Source organism: Bacteroides graminisolvens DSM 19988 = JCM 15093 (genome assembly GCF_000428125.1).
GTDB classification, from domain to species: Bacteria; Bacteroidota; Bacteroidia; order Bacteroidales; family Bacteroidaceae; genus Bacteroides; species Bacteroides graminisolvens.
Genome location: NZ_KE386627.1, coordinates 214,110 through 234,073, shown reverse-complemented (window position 1 = coordinate 234,073; position 19,964 = coordinate 214,110). Strand labels below are relative to the sequence as shown.

General features: G+C 40.8%; 17 protein-coding genes. 14 read left to right on the top strand and 3 right to left on the bottom strand.

What is annotated here, in order from left to right:
• The first annotated feature begins 27 nt into the window (after positions 1 to 27).
• The 7 genes from C511_RS0113545 (at position 28) to cbiB (ending at position 11,165) form a co-directional block, all read left to right on the top strand.
• On the top strand, positions 28 to 2,964 hold the full coding sequence (locus C511_RS0113545; protein WP_034782509.1) for a SusC/RagA family TonB-linked outer membrane protein: 2,937 nt from the start codon (positions 28 to 30) through the stop codon (positions 2,962 to 2,964).
• Between the two features lie 39 nt (positions 2,965 to 3,003).
• Positions 3,004 to 4,821, top strand: coding sequence for a RagB/SusD family nutrient uptake outer membrane protein (locus C511_RS0113540; RefSeq protein ID WP_027318280.1), 1,818 nt, complete (start codon positions 3,004 to 3,006; stop codon positions 4,819 to 4,821).
• Between the two features lie 15 nt (positions 4,822 to 4,836).
• Positions 4,837 to 5,946, top strand: a complete 1,110-nt coding sequence (locus C511_RS16940; protein WP_024995556.1) for a starch-binding protein — start codon at positions 4,837 to 4,839, stop codon at positions 5,944 to 5,946.
• A 27-nt stretch (positions 5,947 to 5,973) separates the two neighbouring features.
• Positions 5,974 to 7,425, top strand: coding sequence for an alpha-amylase family glycosyl hydrolase (locus C511_RS0113530; RefSeq protein ID WP_027318279.1), 1,452 nt, complete (start codon positions 5,974 to 5,976; stop codon positions 7,423 to 7,425).
• Positions 7,426 to 7,692: 267 nt separating this feature from the next.
• Complete coding sequence (locus C511_RS0113525; RefSeq protein WP_027318278.1) at positions 7,693 to 9,186, top strand: cobyric acid synthase; 1,494 nt, start codon at positions 7,693 to 7,695, stop codon at positions 9,184 to 9,186.
• Complete coding sequence (locus C511_RS0113520; protein WP_024995554.1) at positions 9,179 to 10,192, top strand: threonine-phosphate decarboxylase; 1,014 nt, start codon at positions 9,179 to 9,181, stop codon at positions 10,190 to 10,192. The genes C511_RS0113525 and C511_RS0113520 overlap by 8 nt, the downstream gene beginning before the upstream one ends.
• A gap of 37 nt (positions 10,193 to 10,229) precedes the next feature.
• A complete protein-coding gene (cbiB, locus tag C511_RS0113515) occupies positions 10,230 to 11,165 on the top strand; it encodes an adenosylcobinamide-phosphate synthase CbiB (RefSeq protein WP_027318277.1) in 936 nt (311 codons plus the stop codon).
• On the opposite strand, the gene C511_RS16935 is transcribed toward cbiB, so the two are convergent.
• The 3 genes from C511_RS16935 to C511_RS0113500 are packed head-to-tail and all read right to left on the bottom strand — an operon-like array spanning position 11,138 to position 13,629.
• Entirely contained in the window at positions 11,138 to 11,551 is a 414-nt protein-coding gene (locus C511_RS16935; protein WP_024995552.1) for a hypothetical protein, read from the bottom strand. The genes cbiB and C511_RS16935 overlap by 28 nt on opposite strands.
• 34 nt (positions 11,552 to 11,585) lie before the next feature.
• The gene (locus C511_RS0113505) at positions 11,586 to 12,068 is read right to left on the bottom strand and encodes a GNAT family N-acetyltransferase (protein WP_024995551.1); all 483 of its coding nucleotides are present in this window, start codon (positions 12,066 to 12,068) and stop codon (positions 11,586 to 11,588) included.
• Positions 12,052 to 13,629 carry a sigma-54 interaction domain-containing protein gene (locus C511_RS0113500; RefSeq protein WP_226992426.1) on the bottom strand — a complete coding sequence of 526 codons (1,578 nt, stop codon included), beginning with the start codon at positions 13,627 to 13,629 and terminating at the stop codon, positions 12,052 to 12,054. The genes C511_RS0113505 and C511_RS0113500 overlap by 17 nt, the downstream gene beginning before the upstream one ends.
• 310 nt (positions 13,630 to 13,939) lie before the next feature.
• On the opposite strand from C511_RS0113500, the gene C511_RS16930 reads away from it, so the two are divergent.
• From C511_RS16930 to nifD, 7 genes are all read left to right on the top strand, one after another.
• Positions 13,940 to 14,281 (top strand): winged helix-turn-helix domain-containing protein, encoded by a 342-nt coding sequence (locus tag C511_RS16930; RefSeq protein WP_034782641.1) that lies wholly within the window; start codon positions 13,940 to 13,942, stop codon positions 14,279 to 14,281.
• A gap of 119 nt (positions 14,282 to 14,400) precedes the next feature.
• A complete protein-coding gene (locus tag C511_RS0113490; RefSeq protein ID WP_027318275.1) occupies positions 14,401 to 15,723 on the top strand; it encodes an alginate export family protein in 1,323 nt (440 codons plus the stop codon).
• Between the two features lie 16 nt (positions 15,724 to 15,739).
• Entirely contained in the window at positions 15,740 to 16,486 is a 747-nt protein-coding gene (gene modA / locus C511_RS0113485; protein ID WP_024995547.1) for a molybdate ABC transporter substrate-binding protein, read from the top strand.
• A 263-nt stretch (positions 16,487 to 16,749) separates the two neighbouring features.
• On the top strand, positions 16,750 to 17,574 hold the full coding sequence (nifH, locus tag C511_RS0113480) for a nitrogenase iron protein (protein WP_024995546.1): 825 nt from the start codon (positions 16,750 to 16,752) through the stop codon (positions 17,572 to 17,574).
• Positions 17,575 to 17,599: 25 nt separating this feature from the next.
• Positions 17,600 to 17,926 (top strand): P-II family nitrogen regulator, encoded by a 327-nt coding sequence (locus C511_RS0113475; protein ID WP_027318274.1) that lies wholly within the window; start codon positions 17,600 to 17,602, stop codon positions 17,924 to 17,926.
• Between the two features lie 14 nt (positions 17,927 to 17,940).
• Positions 17,941 to 18,306: a P-II family nitrogen regulator gene (locus C511_RS0113470; protein ID WP_024995545.1), complete on the top strand. Its 366-nt coding sequence runs from the start codon at positions 17,941 to 17,943 to the stop codon at positions 18,304 to 18,306.
• Between the two features lie 16 nt (positions 18,307 to 18,322).
• Positions 18,323 to 19,951: a nitrogenase molybdenum-iron protein alpha chain gene (gene nifD / locus C511_RS0113465; RefSeq protein WP_024995544.1), complete on the top strand. Its 1,629-nt coding sequence runs from the start codon at positions 18,323 to 18,325 to the stop codon at positions 19,949 to 19,951.
• Positions 19,952 to 19,964: the final 13 nt, after the last annotated feature.

Below are 19,964 nucleotides of genomic sequence, written 5' to 3'. Positions count from 1 at the left end.
CAATTATTAATTCTTAATACTAAAACGATGAGAACAAAAAATCTGTTTTACCGTACGCTAATGTTATGTACGGTAATGTTTTTTGCCCTTAAAGTTTCTGCACAGACCATTAATGGTAATGTGCGAGACGAAGTAGGAGAGCCTATCATAGGTGCCAACGTCGTCGTGAAAGGAACTCAGGGCGGTACCATCACAGACATTGATGGTAATTTCAAGCTCCAATGCAAAACTGGAATCACACTGGTTGTGACTTACATTGGTTACAACCCGCAGGAAGCACAAGCCAAGGATGGCATGCAAATTGTGCTGCGCGAAGATGTTGCTCAGCTTAATGAAGTAGTTGTTGTAGGCTACGGATCACTGGCAAAAAAGGAAATTTCAAGTTCTATTGTTCAAATAAGTAAGGAACAATTCAACCAAGGAGCTGTAACAGACCCGATGGCACTTGTAAGTGGTAAAATAGCCGGTCTTAATGTTAGTGCTACCGCCGAAGCAAATCCTAATTCGCTTTCAAGCATTCAGGTACGTGGAGCGGGTTCTCTGACAGCTAGTAATGGTCCGCTAGTTGTTATCGACGGCATTGCAGGAGGTGACCTCCGCAACATATCGACTCAAGATGTTGAATCTATCACAGTACTCAAGGATGCTGGTTCAGCAGCTATTTATGGAACCCGAGGGGCAAATGGAGTGATCCTCATTACAACTAAGAAAGGTAGTGCAGCTCAAGGTGTTGTTAATTTCACTTACGACAGCTGGGTAGCGGTCAACTTAGCAAAAGGCAAGCCAGACATTCTCTCTGCCGATGAATTCCGTCGTTCGCGCCGTGGTACTGATTATGGCTATAACACTGACTGGTACGACCTCATCACCCGAGATGCTTCCTACAACGTAAACCAGTATCTCTCTGTAGACGGAACAACAAAAAACGGATATTTTGGAGGAAGTCTTAACTACAAAAAAGCAAATGGACTCGACATAGCCAGCGGACGTAAGGAATTCGGGGGACGTTTCGTGATCGGACAGCGCGCACTAGATAGCCGTCTGCAATTCAATTCATCACTAAGCTTGCGTAAGGTTCACGAAGACTATGGCAATGACGGTATGTTTGATACAGCCCTTACCATGAATCCAACTCTTCCTGTGTACAATGCAGATGGAAGTTATTATCAAGCTACATCACCTACCGACATTTCTAATCCGGTACTCACAATGAAAGAGAATACCAGTAATGCCGATCGTATTTATCTGCTTGGTAATGCTGATGTGAAACTAAACATTCTTACAAATGAGAAACATAACTTAGACACTTCACTCAGTTATGCTTTACAATACAACGACAATAAGAATAACTTCTATACTCCTAGCTATTCAAGCGAATCTTTCTGGGGAGGATATTCCGGTCGCGCCAATATCAATTATCAAAAATGGTGGACAGATCGTCTGGAATGGCTTGCAAACTATACACTATCTCTCCAAGATCACCAGATAAAGGCTGTTGTCGGCTATTCTTGGGAACGTTCCATGTGGGAGCAGAGCGGTAACGAAAACAAAGGATTTGCTTACGATACAACCTTGTATCATCTTATAGGAAGTGGTACAGCTCTCAAAGATGGTACTGCCAACATGTGGGCAGGAAAAAGTGAATCTACTCTTATCGGTTTCTTTGGACGTGTTAACTACAATTACAAAGATATGCTCTTCGCTTCTGCATCATTACGTCGTGAGGGCAGCACTAAGTTTGGTACCAATCAAAAATGGGGCAATTTCCCATCAGCATCTTTGGCATGGGAGCTTACAAAAGTTCCTGTCTTCAGCAAGATGACCTCTGCTTTTCAGAGTTTGAAGCCACGTGTATCTTATGGGGTAACCGGTCGTTCCGACTTCGATGCATACCGCAGCATGCCAACTTATTCGTCTAACGGAAGCTATTTCATCAACAACCAGTGGGTAACAGGTTTTGCTCCCTCTTCAAATGCTAATCCGTCATTGGGTTGGGAGAAAAGTAAAGCATTTAACATAGGTGTAGACTTTGCAGTGCTAAATAGTCGACTACGAGGTTCTGTTGAATACTTCAACCGCAAATCGGAAGATCTTCTCTATTCATATACAGCTCCACAGCCACCCTACGTATGGAACAGCATTTTGGTGAATGTTGGTACTACAGAAAATACAGGTTTTGAGGTTGTACTCGACTATGATGTTTTTTCAAAGAATGCCTTCAAGTGGACAACCGGAGTCAATTACTCTTATGGGACAACTAAGTTAAGCAAATTATCTAATGATATTTACAAAGCTTCTTACGTAGATCTCTACCTGAAACCAGGCGTAGGAACAAGCGAATATTTCTTCCGTATTCAGGAAGGTGGCAAAATAGGTCAATTTTACGGTTATAAATATGCCGGTACGGATGAGAACGGTAACATGCTTATCTACAACAATGACTCTGAAGCTATCCCTGTGTCTCAGGCAGATGCTTCTTTCAAACGCTATATTGGCAACGGAGCACCTCCTCACTTCCTCTCTTGGAATAACTTTTTTAGCTACAGAAACTGGGATCTGAGTTTTCAATTCCGTGGAGCCTTTGGATTTGAAATTTTTAATATGCGCAAGTATGGTATGGGACTCCAACTTTCGGGAACAGATAATATTTTACGATCTGCATATCTTGAAGACAAAGACCTGAAAACAGGTGGCGGTGTGATCTCATCTTATTTCCTCGAAAAGGGCGACTATTTGAAACTAGATAACCTAACTCTTGGATATACATTTACTCCAAAAAATCGCAAATTAGTTGAAAACTTACGTGTATATCTTGCCGCAAAAAACATCTTCACTCTTACCGGATATAAAGGCAATGACCCATCTATCGTGACATCTACAGGTATTACTCCCGGTGTAGATAGTAATAGCGCTTATCCAACAGCAACACAGATGAGCATTGGAATAACAATGAAGTTCCATTAAAATAAGAGCATGAATAATCTATTTAAATCGAAAATTATTATGATAATGAAAAAATATAGCTGGCTATTAGCTCTGGCTCTGATGTTCGGTTTCTCATCATGTACCGATCTTGACGAAAAAGTGTATGATCGCATTGATGCTAGCACTTACTATCAAAATGAGACTAGTGTTCAAGGTGCTCTTGCATCCATCTATAATCAAGCAGGAAACAGCTTTGCCGAAAGTTTTTTCTTCCTGCAAGAACTTCCTGCTGACCAAATAGCATGGCGTGTTTGGAATGGAGGGCAGTGGGGATACGATGAAGCTGAAAAGTATGTTCTTTCTACTCAAACATGGAGTCCCGAGTCAAAAATCATACGTTCTTCCTGGGAGAGCGCATGGAGTATCATTGGACTCAGTAACAATTTGATCAACGATCTTGCAAGTGTTAACCCTGCTTCTATCAAGATGACTCAAACAGCCCTAGATTCTTATATTGCTGAGGTTCGCACCCTTCGTGCATGGGCATATTATAACCTGTTTGAAATTTGGGGTGGTGCTCTGCCTTTAAACACAGCATCAGGCGGAGAGGTTCCTGGAGTAGCTGATACAGACTGGAATACCAGCTGCAAAAAAATCTATGATTTTATCTGCTCCGAACTTGACGAAAGTAATGATATCCTTCCAAAAGAAAATGGCGACAACTCGACTCGTAATCGTATGAATCAAGGGGTTAACCGTATTCTCAAAGCACGTATGCTTCTAAACAGTCAGCTCTTCATTGGAGAAGACCATTACAACGATTGTGAGAATCTTTGTCTTAAAATATTTAGCGGTGACTATGGTTCATACAACATTGCTGACGATTATCGTGACATTTACAATCTCAATAATACTCAGTGTTCAGAAGTGGTATTTGCTTTTGCTGCAGAAGACGGACAAGGTGCTACCAATGCCCTCACAAATATGCGTAACATGCCTTTTCTTCCATATAACTACTATGAATATGCTGATTGCGAACAGTTTGAAGGTATCGGTGCATGGAATTGTGTAATTGTGGTTCCTTCACACGACAATTCAGGAACTGTTCTTCCAACAGGCGGTACAGACACGGGCGGTAAGAGCTTCATAACTGATTACAACGATAAGCTAGGTGGAGTTTGGGACCGTATGGATGATCGAGATATTCGTAAACAGAATTATGTTTATGACTCGTCAACAAAAAACTACAAGGGCATATTTCTAAAAGGCGCTATGAAAGCTAGTTTTGGTAAGGGAAATACACTTAAAGCTGACGCTGACCGCGACGGACAGAATCTCGTTTACGTTGATCAGCTTGGTACATTTCTCAATCTTGGTCGTAACCTTGAAACAGTCATGTCGCCACGTTGGGGTGAAACTAATTCAGGCATTCGGCTTATGCGCTATCCCATGTTTGCAAAGACTGAAAATGGTGGGTTCAAAGATATAGATGAAGTTGAATTCAGACTTGCTGAAGTTGCATATATGATCGCAGAATGCCGTATGCGTGCGGGTGATGCAACTGGTGCAAAGGAATATGTTGATAAAGTTCGCTCGCGCTATTTCACAGACAAAGCTGCACTTAACATTCCGGGTCCTGGTTTCACTAGCTTTGATATGGATTGGATGCTTTCTCAGTGGGGACTTGAATATCTTGCCGAAGGCCGTCGGCGCAGAACTGATCTTCGTCGCTTCGACAAGTTCACTCAGGGACAGTGGTGGTTTTTTGGACGTGCAACAGAAGATGGATTTGATCTTCCTGCAAAGCGCAATCGTAAGTACGAATGGTATCCATTACCTGCTTCTGCACTTTCTGTGAATCCTGGACTTATACAGAATCCTAACTATTTGAACTAATTAAAACATACCAGTATGAAAAAGAATATATTGTGGTTGTTATTTATTCTCCTGCCTTTGTTTTTAGGCGGTTGTAACAACGACGAAGAAATAGTTTTTGATCACGAGCGTCCTCAGTTTGAGCTTAGAGAAGGACAAATCTTGCTTGAAGTTATCATGCCTCAAAGCACTGCAGCCGACGATGAGATATTTATATCAGGCGACTTTAATGGTGGTGATTCTCTTGCCATGCTTAATTCTAAATGGCAACTCATTAAAGCCGAAAATAGTGACATAAAATGGGCTATCTATATCAACCCTTCCGATCTCAACGGATATAACCTTGCTGATGGTTACCACTTCGTGTCCAAGGCTGAAGGTACAGAACGAACTGTTTTTAATGAGGAAGCTGTACATACAGAGAACCCTGGTGTCAATGCCCGTGTCAACGTGTGGGTAAATCGTTGGGCTAGCTACTTTGAAGTAGATGAAGAGCCTGAAGAACCTGTTCACGACGGTTATGCAGTATATGTTGAAGATAATACAGGATGGGATGTAACAACTATCTATGTATGGGGTGATGCAGAAATATTTGGCGGATGGCCGGGTGCACAGCCAACAGGCACACAACTTATCAATGGCATTACATATAAATATTATGATTTCGGTGAGGCTAACACTGGTAAGTCTGCTAACCTGATTTTCAACAACAACGGAGGCGGAAATCAGTTTGATGGAGTCCAAGGATTTATTGTAAATCGTGATCTTTATCTTCGTATTACAAGCAGTGGCTATGAGGAAATTGTCGTTGAACCTGAAATTACACATGATGGATATGCTATCTTCATTGAAGATAATACAGGATGGGATGCCATAACAATGTATGCTTGGAATGGTGATGGCTTGCCAGAACTTTTTGGAGGATGGCCAGGCATATTACCCACAGGTGAAGCTACCATAAACGGAGTGAAATATAAGTATTTTGACACTGGCAAAGTCAACGAAGGGACTGTTTACAATCTCATTCTTAATAATAATAATGGTGGAAATCAGTTTGATTTAGCAAATGTGACTCTCAATCGTGACTATTACTTCACATGTAGTAGTTCTGGTGGTACAGAAATTAGTTTGTCAACGAATAAATAACTGTTATATAATTATACAAATTGAAATATGAAGAAAAAAAGTTATATACTATTTCTTTTCGTACTCGCACTGCCTTTATGGGCTTGTAATGACTCTGATGAGTCTGAACAACTTAATGGCGATCCAATCGTGAAAACTGAAACACTCAACGTTGACAAGACGTCACCGTTGAGTGATCAGAACAGCGTGATATATGAACTCAATGTAGGTAGTTTTACAACCGAAGGGACATTCACTGCTGCTACTACCAAGCTCAATGACCTACGAACTCTTGGAATTGACATAGTTTGGCTAATGCCTATATATCCCCGTGGAGGTGGCATTAACAGCCCTTATGCAGCAACAGATTATCAAGCTGTGAATCCTTCGTATGGAACAATCTCCGATCTCAAGACTTTTGTATCTAAAGCGCACAGCTTAGGCATGAAAGTATGGCTCGATTGGGTTCCTAATCACACTGCAACCAATCATCGGTGGGTTACTGAACATCCTGAGTATTATGTGAAAGATGCAAACGGTAACATAATTCATCCTAACAACTATGGTGATGTGTATCAGCTGGATTATACAAACAATAGTTTGTGTGATGCTATGAACAATTGTCTCAAATACTGGATTGATCAGGCTGATATTGACGGATATCGTTGTGATTACATCAGTAGTCCGGCTATTCCGGCTTCCTATTGGCAATTGGCTATTCCTATGCTGAAAGCCCATAAATCAAGCCTCATTGTAATGGCTGAAGGTGACCTCACAGATACTAATAACAAACGTCTGCAAAATGTAGAATTTGATTTTGATTATGCATGGCAATTCCAAGAAGGACTGCTGTTTAATCAGTTTGGATCAAGCGGAACAAATGCATCTGCTCTGCAGGGTAACCTTGAAAGTTTTCTTTCTGCTTCACAAGCTCTGAGTAACGACCGTATGGTATATCTTACCAACCACGATCAAAATTATAATGACGGTGGCCGTAGTCTTAAAGAAATGTATGGTGATAATACTTGCGCTCTCACAACTCTCGTATTCACTCTCTATGGAATGCCTCTGCTCTACAACGGGCAAGAGACTGGAAATGATCAGATTCTTGATTATTTCAATGATACTAAGATAAAGTGGACTGTAGGTGATCGTAAAGTTAATAATACCATTCGTACCCTCATTGCTTTGAAACATAGTCAAAAAGCACTTGCTCACGGCAATAGCAATCAGCGTGGCAACATTCGTTTCCTGAATACAGGCAATAACAGCGTTATAGCCTATGAGAGAACAAAAGATGATAACACAGTTGTTGTGCTACTCAACTTCGGAACAAATCAGCAAAACATCAGAATTTCCGATATTACTTCCGGTGAGTATGTTCAATGGATAGATAGTAAAACAATTGCAGCAGGTCCTGTTAGTAAGCAGGTTAAGCTTAATTCTTCTGATCCAATAGTAATTGGCACTAAAGGCTATGCAGTGTATGTTAAGAATTAAATTTAAAGTGATATGCTGCTAGATAATAAGCTTCAATTTAAGCTGAAAAGAAATGGATGTTAATCCATATTTTTAATTTTAAAGTTAACTTAGGTATTGAAACCTACTAGAGGACGGCTTCGTGAGAAACTGTCCTCTTTATTATTTACTGATAAGCCTAATTTGTAAAATCAAAACAACCACTAAAAATGTTTTTTAGCAAGTATTTAGAACTGTTACCTTGTTTTTTTCTAACTTTGTTGCTCCATAAAGACGAAATAAGAACAGATGAGTAACAACGAATCACTAAAACCTTTGATGTTTGCCGGTACGGGCAGTGACGTAGGAAAAAGTATCATTGCTGCCGCTTTTTGCCGCATATTTTTGCAGGACGGCTACCATCCGGCACCTTTCAAAGCGCAAAACATGGCGCTGAACTCGTATGTAACGCCTGCCGGACTGGAAATTGGTCGTGCACAAGCCGTACAAGCCGAGGCAGCGGGTATTGCTTGTCATACCGACATGAACCCTTTGTTACTGAAGCCATCGTCGGATCACACCTCGCAGGTAGTGCTTCATGGCAAACCCATTGGTAATCGCAGTGCCTATGACTATTTTCGAAAAGAAGGACGAGAAGAACTGCGAAAAGAAGTTTGCGATGCGTTCGATCGCTTGGCGCAAGCATATAACCCCATCGTAATGGAAGGAGCGGGGAGTATATCTGAAATCAACCTGCGTGATAGTGACTTGGTGAATCTGCCCATGGCCCGTCATGCTCAGGCAAATGTAATACTAGTAGCCGACATTGACCGTGGAGGGGTGTTTGCCAGTGTTTACGGCTCCATCATGTTGCTTAATGAAGAGGAACGGAAACTGATAAAAGGTATACTCATAAATAAATTCAGAGGAGATATACGACTTTTTCAGTCGGGTGTCGAAATGCTTGAAAAACTATGCAACGTACCCGTAGTGGGTGTTGTTCCCTACTACAAAGATATTTATATTGAAGAAGAAGATTCTGTGGCCCTGCAAACAAAAAACAGGCAAGCAGAAGCAGGCAAGGTGAACATTGCCGTGGTACTACTGCGACACTTATCAAACTTCACTGATTTCAATGTGTTGGAGCGTGATCCCAGAGTTCATTTGTTTTATACCAACAACACAGATGAACTTCAGAAAGCTGATATTATTCTGATTCCGGGAACAAAAAGTACATTGGCCGATCTCTATGAGCTTAGGCGAAACGGGGTGGCACAAACCATTGTAAAAGCCTATAGAGAAGGAGTTACCGTTATGGGAATATGTGGTGGATACCAAATTATGGGCATGGAGGTTTGTGATCCGGAAGGAGTGGAAGGAGAGATCATCCGGCTTCCTGGATTGGGTTTACTGCCTGTAAGTACTACCATGCTAGGCGAAAAGATTACCCGTCAGGTAGATTTTAATTTTCTCGACTCGAATGTCGTATGCCACGGATACGAAATTCACATGGGCAACACCGTAACATCCGAAGCAGCTGAGGTTATTCCGCTAAACAGCATCAGCGACGGACAAGCAGATGGCTGTTTTGTGAATGAGCGCTGCATGGGCACATATATTCACGGTATACTCGATAATGGGGCTTTTATTGATTTCCTGCTAAAACCTTTTGCCGGTAAAATGGAACACAAAGAATTTGATTTTGCATCGTTCAAAGAGGAACAGTACAATAAATTGGCAGATCATGTGAGAAACCATGTGAATATGGATGTTATCTATCAATTAATGAAGAGCAATGATTAACGGACACGGAGACGATTTATATCTTTACGAACAAAAAATAACAGCCAACTTTAGCTCGAATGCTTTTTATGGGGCTGATTTGCACGGACTGAAGCAACATCTTTCGGAGCACATGGAGGTCATTGCATCGTATCCGGAACCGGAACCGTATACGCTCGAGGCATTAATGGCGCAAAAGTATGGGTTGCAAAAAGAGGAGGTATGTGTAACTAACGGCGCCACAGAGGCTATCTATCTGGTTGCGCAGGCTTTTGCAGGATGTCGCTCGGGTATTGTGATGCCTACCTTCAGCGAATATGCCGATGCCTGCTGCATGCATCAGCACCGGGTAACCTCTCTCTATTCGTTACAAGCACTGCCCAATAACTTAGAAATGCTCTGGTTATGTAACCCCAACAATCCCACGGGCAAGGTATTTGATAAAGCAGAACTGACTGCTTTAATCAGTAAACACAGCGATATCTGTTTTGTTATTGACCAATCTTACGAAGATTTTACCTTGAAACCGCTACTATCTGCCTCCGAAGCAGCAGAGTTCCCTAACGTGATTTTGCTTCATTCGCTGACCAAACGATTTTCTATTCCGGGTTTACGATTGGGCTATGTCACCGCTTCATCGGCTCTCTTGCAACGAATTCGCATGAAACGCATGCCGTGGTCGGTCAACGCTTTGGCCATTGAAGCCGGCAAATACTTGCTGAACAAAACGGATAACGTCTTGAACATTGAAGAGTATTTGCTGGAAACAGATCGATTGGCTACTCTTCTGCAAAAGACAGGCTGTTTTGATGTGTGGCCTACTGATACGCACTATCTGTTAGCCAAATTACGCATAGGAAAAGCTTCTGCGCTAAAGGATTACTTAGCGAAAGAGCATGGGATGCTGATACGCAATGCTTCTAACTTTGAAGGGTTAGATGACTCTTTTATTCGTATAGCGGCACAAACGCCTGAGCAAAACAATGCATTGGTTAGTGCCATTGACTGTTACCTTACTAAAAACTAAATCTATTATGATGGAAGCATCGGGACTTTATCTATTTATGTATACCTGCTGGGGCGGACTCTTTGTTATCTTCAGCGGATGGTTACCCGATAAAATATGGGGTGATCCGGCTTATCTTCCGCACCCGGTTGTGGGTTTTGGGAAATTAATCTCCTGGGGCGAAAAGAAATTAAATAAGGGAAATCACCGCCTGCTAAAAGGAGGGATTCTATCCATCGGATTGGTATTACTCATTTTTAGCATCACGTACCTGCTGATGTCTGCTACCGCAGCTATTAACGGTTATTTAGCATGGATTACCGGTGCCATATTGGTTTTCTTTTGTTTGGCCGGAACCACATTAATTCGCGAAGTACGCGGAGTATTTGAGGCTGTAGACCGTTCGCTCGACGAAGGAAGAAAACAGGTTGCCCGCATCGTTGGACGCAATACGGAGGAGTTAACGGCGCAAGAAGTTCGCACTGCAGCGCTGGAGACGCTAGCGGAAAATTTAAGCGACGGAGTCATCGCACCGCTCTTTTGGTACTTACTGTTGGGTGTACCCGGCATGATGGCTTACAAAATGATCAATACACTTGATTCAATGATTGGTTACCGCAATGAACGATACAATTTGTTTGGACGGATTGCAGCCCGAATGGATGATGCCGCCAATTACATTCCTGCTAGGCTCACTGCCATTTTAATGATATTGGTAAGCGGCCGCTTTTCGCTTCATGCTTTTGTGAGACAATACGGAGCAGCCCATGCCAGTCCCAATTCCGGATATCCCGAAGCGGCATTGGCAGGCATATTAAATTGTCGGTTCGGTGGATCACATCATTATTTCGGGGAATTGGTTCACAAACCTTACATCGGACACAATGAACGTGAACTTACCACAGCGGATATGAAAACGGCCATCCGTGTTAACCGGCTGGCCGAATTACTGATGGTATTACTCGTTCAGGTATTGATTTTGTACTCAATGTAACACTTCATCTCAATCAATCCTTTAATGATCCATATCAACTCATCGTTAGAAGGAGTGGTATATCCTTTGTCATCAAGCGAACAAATAGACTCATGCGAAGCAATGAGTCGTGCAGTTTCGCGCATTTCATCAGTTAGCCCTTTATCCATGCCTCGTGCCTCCTTGAACAATGCCAAAGGAGTGTGATGAAGAGCCTCTACTTCATAATGAGCTAATAAAGCTACAAACAGCTTCTCAAAACTCATTACAACTAGGTTAAATAACAAAGTGTTATCAAAACGACTGGGGCGAACTAAATGTTGCTCCAACGGCTTCATGAAGCCTTGTGCTTCGGCAAGCAAGGTGATTGCCTGTTCTTGCCAAATAGATTCTACAGTTTCTTTCATTACGTGTATTTATTTTGTGTTGATAGTTAATCAATTATAAAGGCCTGGTCCAGAAGTACATAGGATCGTTACCTTCTTCAAATCCTTCCGATTTATACAGATTCTGAGCTGTAGAGTTATCAACTCTTACTTCTAGCGTTATTTTTCCACATGACAAGCTTTTACCTATCTCAATAATACCTTGAATAAGTTTACGCCCTAAGCCTTTCCCCCGGTACTCATCACTCACAAAAACATCATGTACATTAATCATCGGCTTGCATTTGAATGTTGAAAAATTGACAAATGCATTCAATACCCCCGCAATTGCTCTATCATTCAACACGAACAAAGTGATGGCTTTGGGATGAGACTCTAGTCCGTCGAGCAAACGGAGTTTTTGTGAATCAGATAACGGTTCACCTCCTCCCATAGGATGAGTGATGTACTCATTAATTAAATCACATAAGGCAGCACAATGCTGTGGATTAGTAAAATCACATAATTCCAAATCTGGTTGTTCAATCTTGATTTCCATTGTTGTTATTGTATTTAAATCGTTTGGGATCAATTGCATACCTACGTATGCGAAGACCCATAATTCTTTCCGTAATTCCCAATTGAGCAGCAGCTTTCACCAAGTTACCTCCGGTAGCCAGCAGTGTGTCTTGAATAACCTGCTTCTCTATCTTACCTAAAATGGTATCTAACGTACCGTTTGATTTTGTTTCACTTGACACAGCGTTTTGCAATGTAGGAGGCAAATTATAGGTATGAATCACATCATCCGTACTCAATATACAAGCCCTTTCTATGCAATTTTCTAACTCGCGAATGTTACCAGGCCAGTGATAAACCATTAAGCAATCAATGGCCGAGGCCGTAATACGCTTAATATTCCGGCTATTCTTCTCATTAAAACGAGCAATGAAATGATCCGCCAGAGCCGGTATATCATGCAAACGCTCACGCAAAGGTGGTATATAAACGGGAAATACATTGATTCTGTAGTATAAATCTTCACGAAAATTACCTTCTTCTATCATTTTTTCAAGATTTTTATTAGTTGCACAGATAATTCGCACATCAATCTTGATAGGTTTAGTACTTCCTAAACGTTCAATTTCCCTCTGTTGAATAACACGTAATAGCTTAACCTGAACATTGGCAGGGATGTCTCCAAATTCATCTAAGAAAATGGTACCTCCGTTAGCCGCTTCAAAACGCCCTACACGTTGGGAATCAGCACCTGTAAAGGCTCCTTTCTCATGACCGAAGAGTTCGCTTTCAATGAGACTTTCTGGCAAAGCGGCACAATTGACTTTAATATAAGCCTTTGTTTTACGAGTGCTGTTGTAGTGAATGGCATCGGCAACAAGTTCTTTTCCAACACCACTCTCACCGCGTAATAAAACTGTTGTTGAAGTGGACGACACACTTTGTATCAACGAGAAAACTTCTTTAAGCTTTCCAGAATTACCTTCTATATTAGGAAACGATTGATCGGTAATTACTTGGCGGAGCTTGTTGTTTTCTTTTTTAAGTGATTCAATTTCTTCACGGGTTTCGTAACGTCTACGAGCTGTACGGGCAATCATGGAACTCACTATAGTAAGCAGTTGCACATTGTTTTTAAAATCGGGTGCTCCAAAATAGACTTTATGTGCACTGAGTGTTCCAATGACTTTTCCTTTTTCCCGCACGGGAATGCATATAAAAGATATATCCCGATTATTAGCTTTCAAGGGAAAATGTAACTTGTTTAAAAACTCTTTTGACTCGGAAATACTTCGTATAACCTTAGGTTCTCCGGTTTGCACCACATAGCCAATGATACCTTCACCCAACTCATAAGTCAGCTTGCTAAAATCTTGATCAAAAGGTCCGAATGACTCTTCCACAAATAGCTTGTTTGTATTACGGTTCAATAAGGTGAGAATAACGCACGTAGCATTTAACTGTCTTTTTAACTGTTTAATGATGCCGTTTAAATCTACCGTGCTTTTGGATAGCTCGTTTCCTATCTCCATAAGAAAATCAAGTTCCCGTTTTGCTTCACAGTCTTGTTCGCACATCGGGCATGTTCGAAGCATTGCCATATAATATATATTTTTATTTGTGTTATCGTAATATCGCAAAGATAGTTTTTATTTTTATTTAATACCAATTTAAAACAATAAAATTAATACTAATGATCAAAATAACACATAAATAGAATATAAAGCATTAAATTGACTAAACAAATAAAAACAATAATGTAATTATTGCACTAAACACCTACATTTACGTTTAGAACTCACAAAGCTCAAAATAACTAATCTCCTGATTATTAGCAACTTATAATTTTTGGCACAATAATTGATAGATACAGTAACGAGATACTATTAAAGAAAGTAGGAGAAAAAAAGTATGTTTGAAGTAAAGGGAACTTTTGCCATATACAAAAACGAGGAACAATTCTTCGGGCAACTTCAATATACACTGCTCAAAGCTCTCATATCTGAAGGATCTATTAATGCTGCGGCCAAAAAATGTCATATTTCCTATCAACAGGCCTGGAGCATTGCCGATAAGATGAATCGTAACTCACCAATTCCTATTCTGATTAGATACAAAGGGGGAAAAGATGGTGGGGGATGTAGGGTAGGCGCTTATGGGTACGAGTTAATTAAGATATATGAAGAATTGCATAGCAAGTTCGTGAAAGAATTAGTTGGCTTAAATGCCAATTTGGATTCTTGTTTATTGTAACGATTAGGCAGAAATCTTTCTGCTATTTTTTTTAAAATCGTTATCTTATTCAGAGATAACGGTAAACTATCAAGCTCAAATAAACACGTAACATTGTATTCACTTATAATAATTAAGGTATGAAGAACGTAAGTAAAACAGGCAAAACTATTGCAGCATTTTCGTTATTGTGCATATCAATAACGAATATCAATGCACAAGAAATGAGTGTGGGCATTGAATTAAGGCCCAGAGCCGAGTATCGTGATGGGTATGGCTCACCCAATGCGGAGAATACTGATCCCGGTGGTTTCATATTACAACGTACTCGGTTAACGGTGGGTTTTAAAAACAGTTACCTCAAAACAGGTATAACGGTGCAAGACTCACGTACTTTAGGAGAAACCGGAACCAACTCAGAGGCTGTATCTGCGTCGGGCTCTTTATCTGTTTACGAAGCATGGGCAGATGTACTACTTTGTCCCGGCGGATCGGTTGTTATAGGCAGGCAGGCACTCAAATACGATGACAATCGTATTTTTTCAGCATCAAACTGGAGTAACACCGGAAACTCGCATGATGTTGTAGTATTCAAGTATGAACTAGAGCATATCGGAGCGGCTCATTTGGGATTAGCATATAATAACGACAAAACTATATCAAAAGAATCAATGTATTCAGGAGCCATAAAATACAGATATCTGGGGTATATTTGGATATCAAAACCGCTTATGCCCAACTTGTCGCTCACTGCTTTAGCGCTCGACGAAGGTTTCCAGAAAACAAGTACAGATGCAAACGGAAGCAGTACTTACGGTAATAAAGTATCCATGTATCATCGATACACGGCCGGTGGAAATATTAAGTTTTTAAAGAAAGATTTTCCGCTCGACTTGTTTGCGACCGCTTATTTCCAATTTGGAAAAACATCCGCCACAAAAAGATTGAATGCCTCTCTGTTAGCATTAAAAGCCAATTATGCATTTATGCCTCAATTCATACTCACGGCAGGAGCTGATCGTTATTCGGGAGGCGGTTCGAGCAATTCATCGAAAAGCAAAACATTCAACTGGTTATATGGTGCGCCACATAGTTTTAATGGATATATGGATTATTGGACAGCAAGTCTGCCTACTCAGGGCTTACTGGATGTGTACGGTCAGGTAGGCGGGAGCATTATAAAAAAATGGGGGTATGAGGTAGGCTATCATTTATTTAAAACCGTAAAAGACATTGAATACGACGGAGCTTCACAAGGTAAATCGTTAGGTAGCGAAGTGGATATTAAACTTTCTTATAAAATGAATGATTGTGTTTCTGTTGAAGGAGGCTGGGGAAGTTACTTTCTGAATAACAACAGCCGGTTTTTAAAACTGAAATCGTCTTCAGCAGCTTGTCGCACTCCGGGATGGGCTTATATTTCACTCACCATCAAACCCGATATGTTTAAAATAAAATTATAATCTAAAAATATTAGTCATGAAAAAAGTAATTTTAATAGCAACACTCTTTTTCTCTGTATGTATGTTCGCTAACGCACAAAAAAGCGTCAAAGTCGCAGCAGCAGCAAATCTCAGAGACGTATTTATGGAAATAAAAGAAGCTTATGAGAAGGAAAATCCAGGAGTTAAAATAGATGTCACCTTCGGTAGCTCCGGCAATTTCGTACAGCAAATTTTGAACGGTGCTTCTTTTGACTTCTTCATGGCGGCCGACAAAAGCTTTCCGCTTAAGCTTCAAAACAAAGGAGCTACATACGGTAAAGTCAGCACATATATATATGGCAAGTTAGCTGTATGGAGCAACACTATTGATGTGAAAAAAGGGCTGGATGTGTTGAAAACCAATGCGGTTAAAAGAATCTCAGTTGCTAACCCGGAAACGGCTCCTTACGGTGAAAGAGCTATTGAGCTCTTAAAAAAGCAGAATATCTATGATGAAGTAAAGACTAAAATTATATATGGAGACAACATTTCGGCAGCTGCACAATATGCATTTACAGGTAATACAGAGATAGGTTTTATCGCTTTGTCATTGGCCATGTCACCAGAAATGAAAGGCAAAGGCAAATGCTATGTTGTACCGCAAAATTTGTATACTCCCATTGAACAGGCATGTGTGCTAATTAAGAAAAATTCGAGAAATATAGCTGCAGAAAAATTTATGAAAAACATCATTAGCCACAACTACGATGCACTTTGGATAAAGTATGGTTATTCCAAATAAATAAAGCTACATTTATGTAGAATTTTCTTTCCGATGACTACCTAAATGAAGTGATTCATAGGTAGTCATTATATTGAATAATACACATTAATAGGTATTTAGTAACTCATAATACACTGTCGTACAAGTATTTAGCAAACATATTGATCTCACAAAACAATAAAAAGTATGTTTTTTGGCATACTTTTCTCTTTATATAGTTCAGAATGGTAACACAAATACCAAATAAACAACTTTATGGTATAATTTTAAGGTTTTAGATTATGAGAAAGATTGCTATTTACGGAAAAGGGGGTATTGGTAAAAGTACTACTACTCAAAACACAGTGGCTGGATTAGCCGAGATGGGGAAAAAAGTGATGGTAGTGGGATGCGATCCCAAAGCCGATTCAACACGTTTGCTACTTCACGGACTAGCGCAAAAAACTGTTTTGGATACGTTGCGTGACGAAGGGGAGGATGTTGATCTAGATGATGTTATGAAAACCGGCTTTGACAATACAAGCTGTGTAGAATCAGGCGGACCCGAACCAGGAGTGGGATGCGCAGGTAGGGGAATCATCACATCAATCAACCTACTTGAACAGCTGGGAGCATACGACGATGACAAACACTTGGATTATGTATTCTACGATGTATTGGGCGATGTTGTATGCGGTGGTTTCGCAATGCCGATACGTGATGGTAAGGCACAAGAAGTATACATTGTATGCTCCGGTGAAATGATGGCCATGTACGCAGCTAATAACATTTGCAAATCTATTGCAAAGTTTGGTAAGGTTGGTACAGTTCGTTTGGGAGGGTTAATTTGTAACTCTCGAAAAGTAGATAACGAATCGAATATGATTCAGGAATTCGCCAGAAAGCTAGGTACGCAAATGATTCATTTTGTTCCCCGCGACAACATGGTTCAACATGCTGAAATTAATAGAAAAACAGTTATTGACCATGCACCCGAGCATCCTCAAGCCGACGAATACCGCGCACTGGCAAAGAAAATAAATGATAACAATATGTTTGTCATCCCAACGCCTTTGACAATGCCTGAGTTAGAAGACATGCTGGTTAGCTTCGGTATCATGAACTAATATAACAAGTTAAGGAGGAACAATTATGTATTTATTAAGAGCTATAGTAAGACCCGAGAAATCACCCATCGTAATGAACGCCTTGTTGAACGCAGGATTTCCGGCTGTAACAAAATTATCTGTATTCGGCCGCGGTAAACAGCGCGGATTAAAAGTAGGCAATGTTACATACGACGAACTACCTAAAGATTTGTTGATGATCGTAATTCCTGAGAAAGACAAGGATTTTGTCATTGAAACTATCATAGAATCTGCCCGATCGGGCGATAAAGGTCAGTTTGGAGACGGTAAGATATTCGTAACTCCGGTTACCGAAACATATACTATCTCTAACGGCAAGAAAGAAATCTGATAATACAAACGCTTATGAAACTGATACTTGCAATCATACGAATTGCCAAAATGCAGGAAACAAAAATCGCTTTGCAGGAAGCTGGACTACCGTCATTCACAGCAATGCCGGTGTTAGGAAGGGGAAAAGGTCATGGTGATCTGGAGAAAGCAGAACTTTATGCACCCGAACATCAGGAACTGATTTCAACAACGCCCCGCCTCAAATCAAAGCGTATGATAACACTGATGGTAACCGATGAGAAAAAAGATCTTGCAGTAGAAACAATTATCAAGACCAACCAAACCGGACAAAGCGGTGACGGGAAAGTATTTGTGATAGATTCTTCGGATTCAGTGCACATACGTACCGGTGAGAAAGGGGACAAAACACTTGATTAATAGAGGAGGACAAACAATGGAAAAGAATATTTTAAATATCGATTTATCAAGTGCCAAAGAGGAACTGATAGAAATCTACCCCAAAAAGGTAGCAAAAAAGCGCAGTAAAGCCATTGTGGTTGCTGACCCCGATAATATTCCTGAAATTCAAGCGAACGTGCGCACCATTCCGGGAATAATCACCCAAAGAGGATGTACCTATGCCGGTTGTAAAGGGGTGGTACTAGGACCTACCAGAGACATTATCAATATTACGCACGGTCCCATCGGATGCGGCTATTATTCATGGTTAACCAGACGCAACCAAACCCGTCCGTCAGAAAATGAACCAAACTTCATGACGTACTGCTTTTCGACTGATATGCAGGATTCCAACATCGTTTTTGGTGGAGAACAAAAGTTGAAAGATGCCATTCGAGAAGCTTATGAATTGTTTCATCCTAAAGCCATAGCCGTCTTCTCAACTTGTCCCGTAGGATTGATTGGCGATGACGTTCACCGTGTTGCCCGCCAGATGAAAGAAGAAATAGGTAACGGCATCAACATTTTCGGTTTTTCGTGCGAAGGATACAGAGGAGTATCTCAATCGGCCGGTCACCACATTGCCAACAACCAACTTTTCAGAAATCTCATTGGAAATGATGATACTGTAAACGCCACACACAAATACAGAATAAACGTATTAGGAGAATACAACATTGGAGGAGACGCTTTTGTTATCGACGAATTATTTAACAAATGCGGTATTCAGGTAGTAGCAACCATGTCGGGTAACTCAACCGTAGAACAGTTTGAAACAGCACATACAGCCGACCTCAATCTGGTTATGTGCCACCGTTCCATCAACTACGTGGCCGAAATGCTCGAAACATCATTTGGTATACCTTGGATGAAATCCAATTTCATCGGTGCCGATGCCTGCGCCAAATCACTAAGAAAAGTAGGCAAATATTTCGGTGATCCTGAACTGATTGCTCGCATTGAAGAAGTTATTGCCGAAGAGATGATTCCGGTCATCGAAGCCAGAGAAAAAGCAAAACTGAAAACAAATGGCAAAACAGCCATGCTTTTCGTAGGAGGATCTCGTGCTCATCACTACCAGGAACTATTTGACGAATTGGGCATAACCACACTTTGTGCCGGTTACGAATTCGGTCATCGCGATGACTACGAAGGAAGACGTGTTATTCCGAGCATACAGATAGATGCCGACAGTCGTAACATAGAGCAAATTACCGTTACTAAAGACGAAACACGTTATAAACCTCGCAAAACAGAAGAAGAACTAAAAGCGCTTGAAGCTGAAGGTTTGGAGTTCAACGGATACGATGGAATGATGGCTGAAATGAAAAAAGGATCGTTAGTTATTGATGATCTGAGTCATTACGAAATGGAAAAACTCATTGAAAAGTATCACCCTGATGTATTCTGCGCGGGTATTAAAGAAAAATACTGCGTACAGAAAATGGGTATACCTCTCAAGCAACTTCACAATTACGATTCCGGAGGACCCTATGCCGGTTTTGCAGGTGCAGTAAACTTCTACAAAGACATTGAACAAATAGCTTGTTGCAGTATCTGGAAGGAAATGAAAGCTCCCTGGGAAAGTGAAGAATATGTAGAAGCGGTGTATGCAGCCGTTTAAGTTTGATTACTTT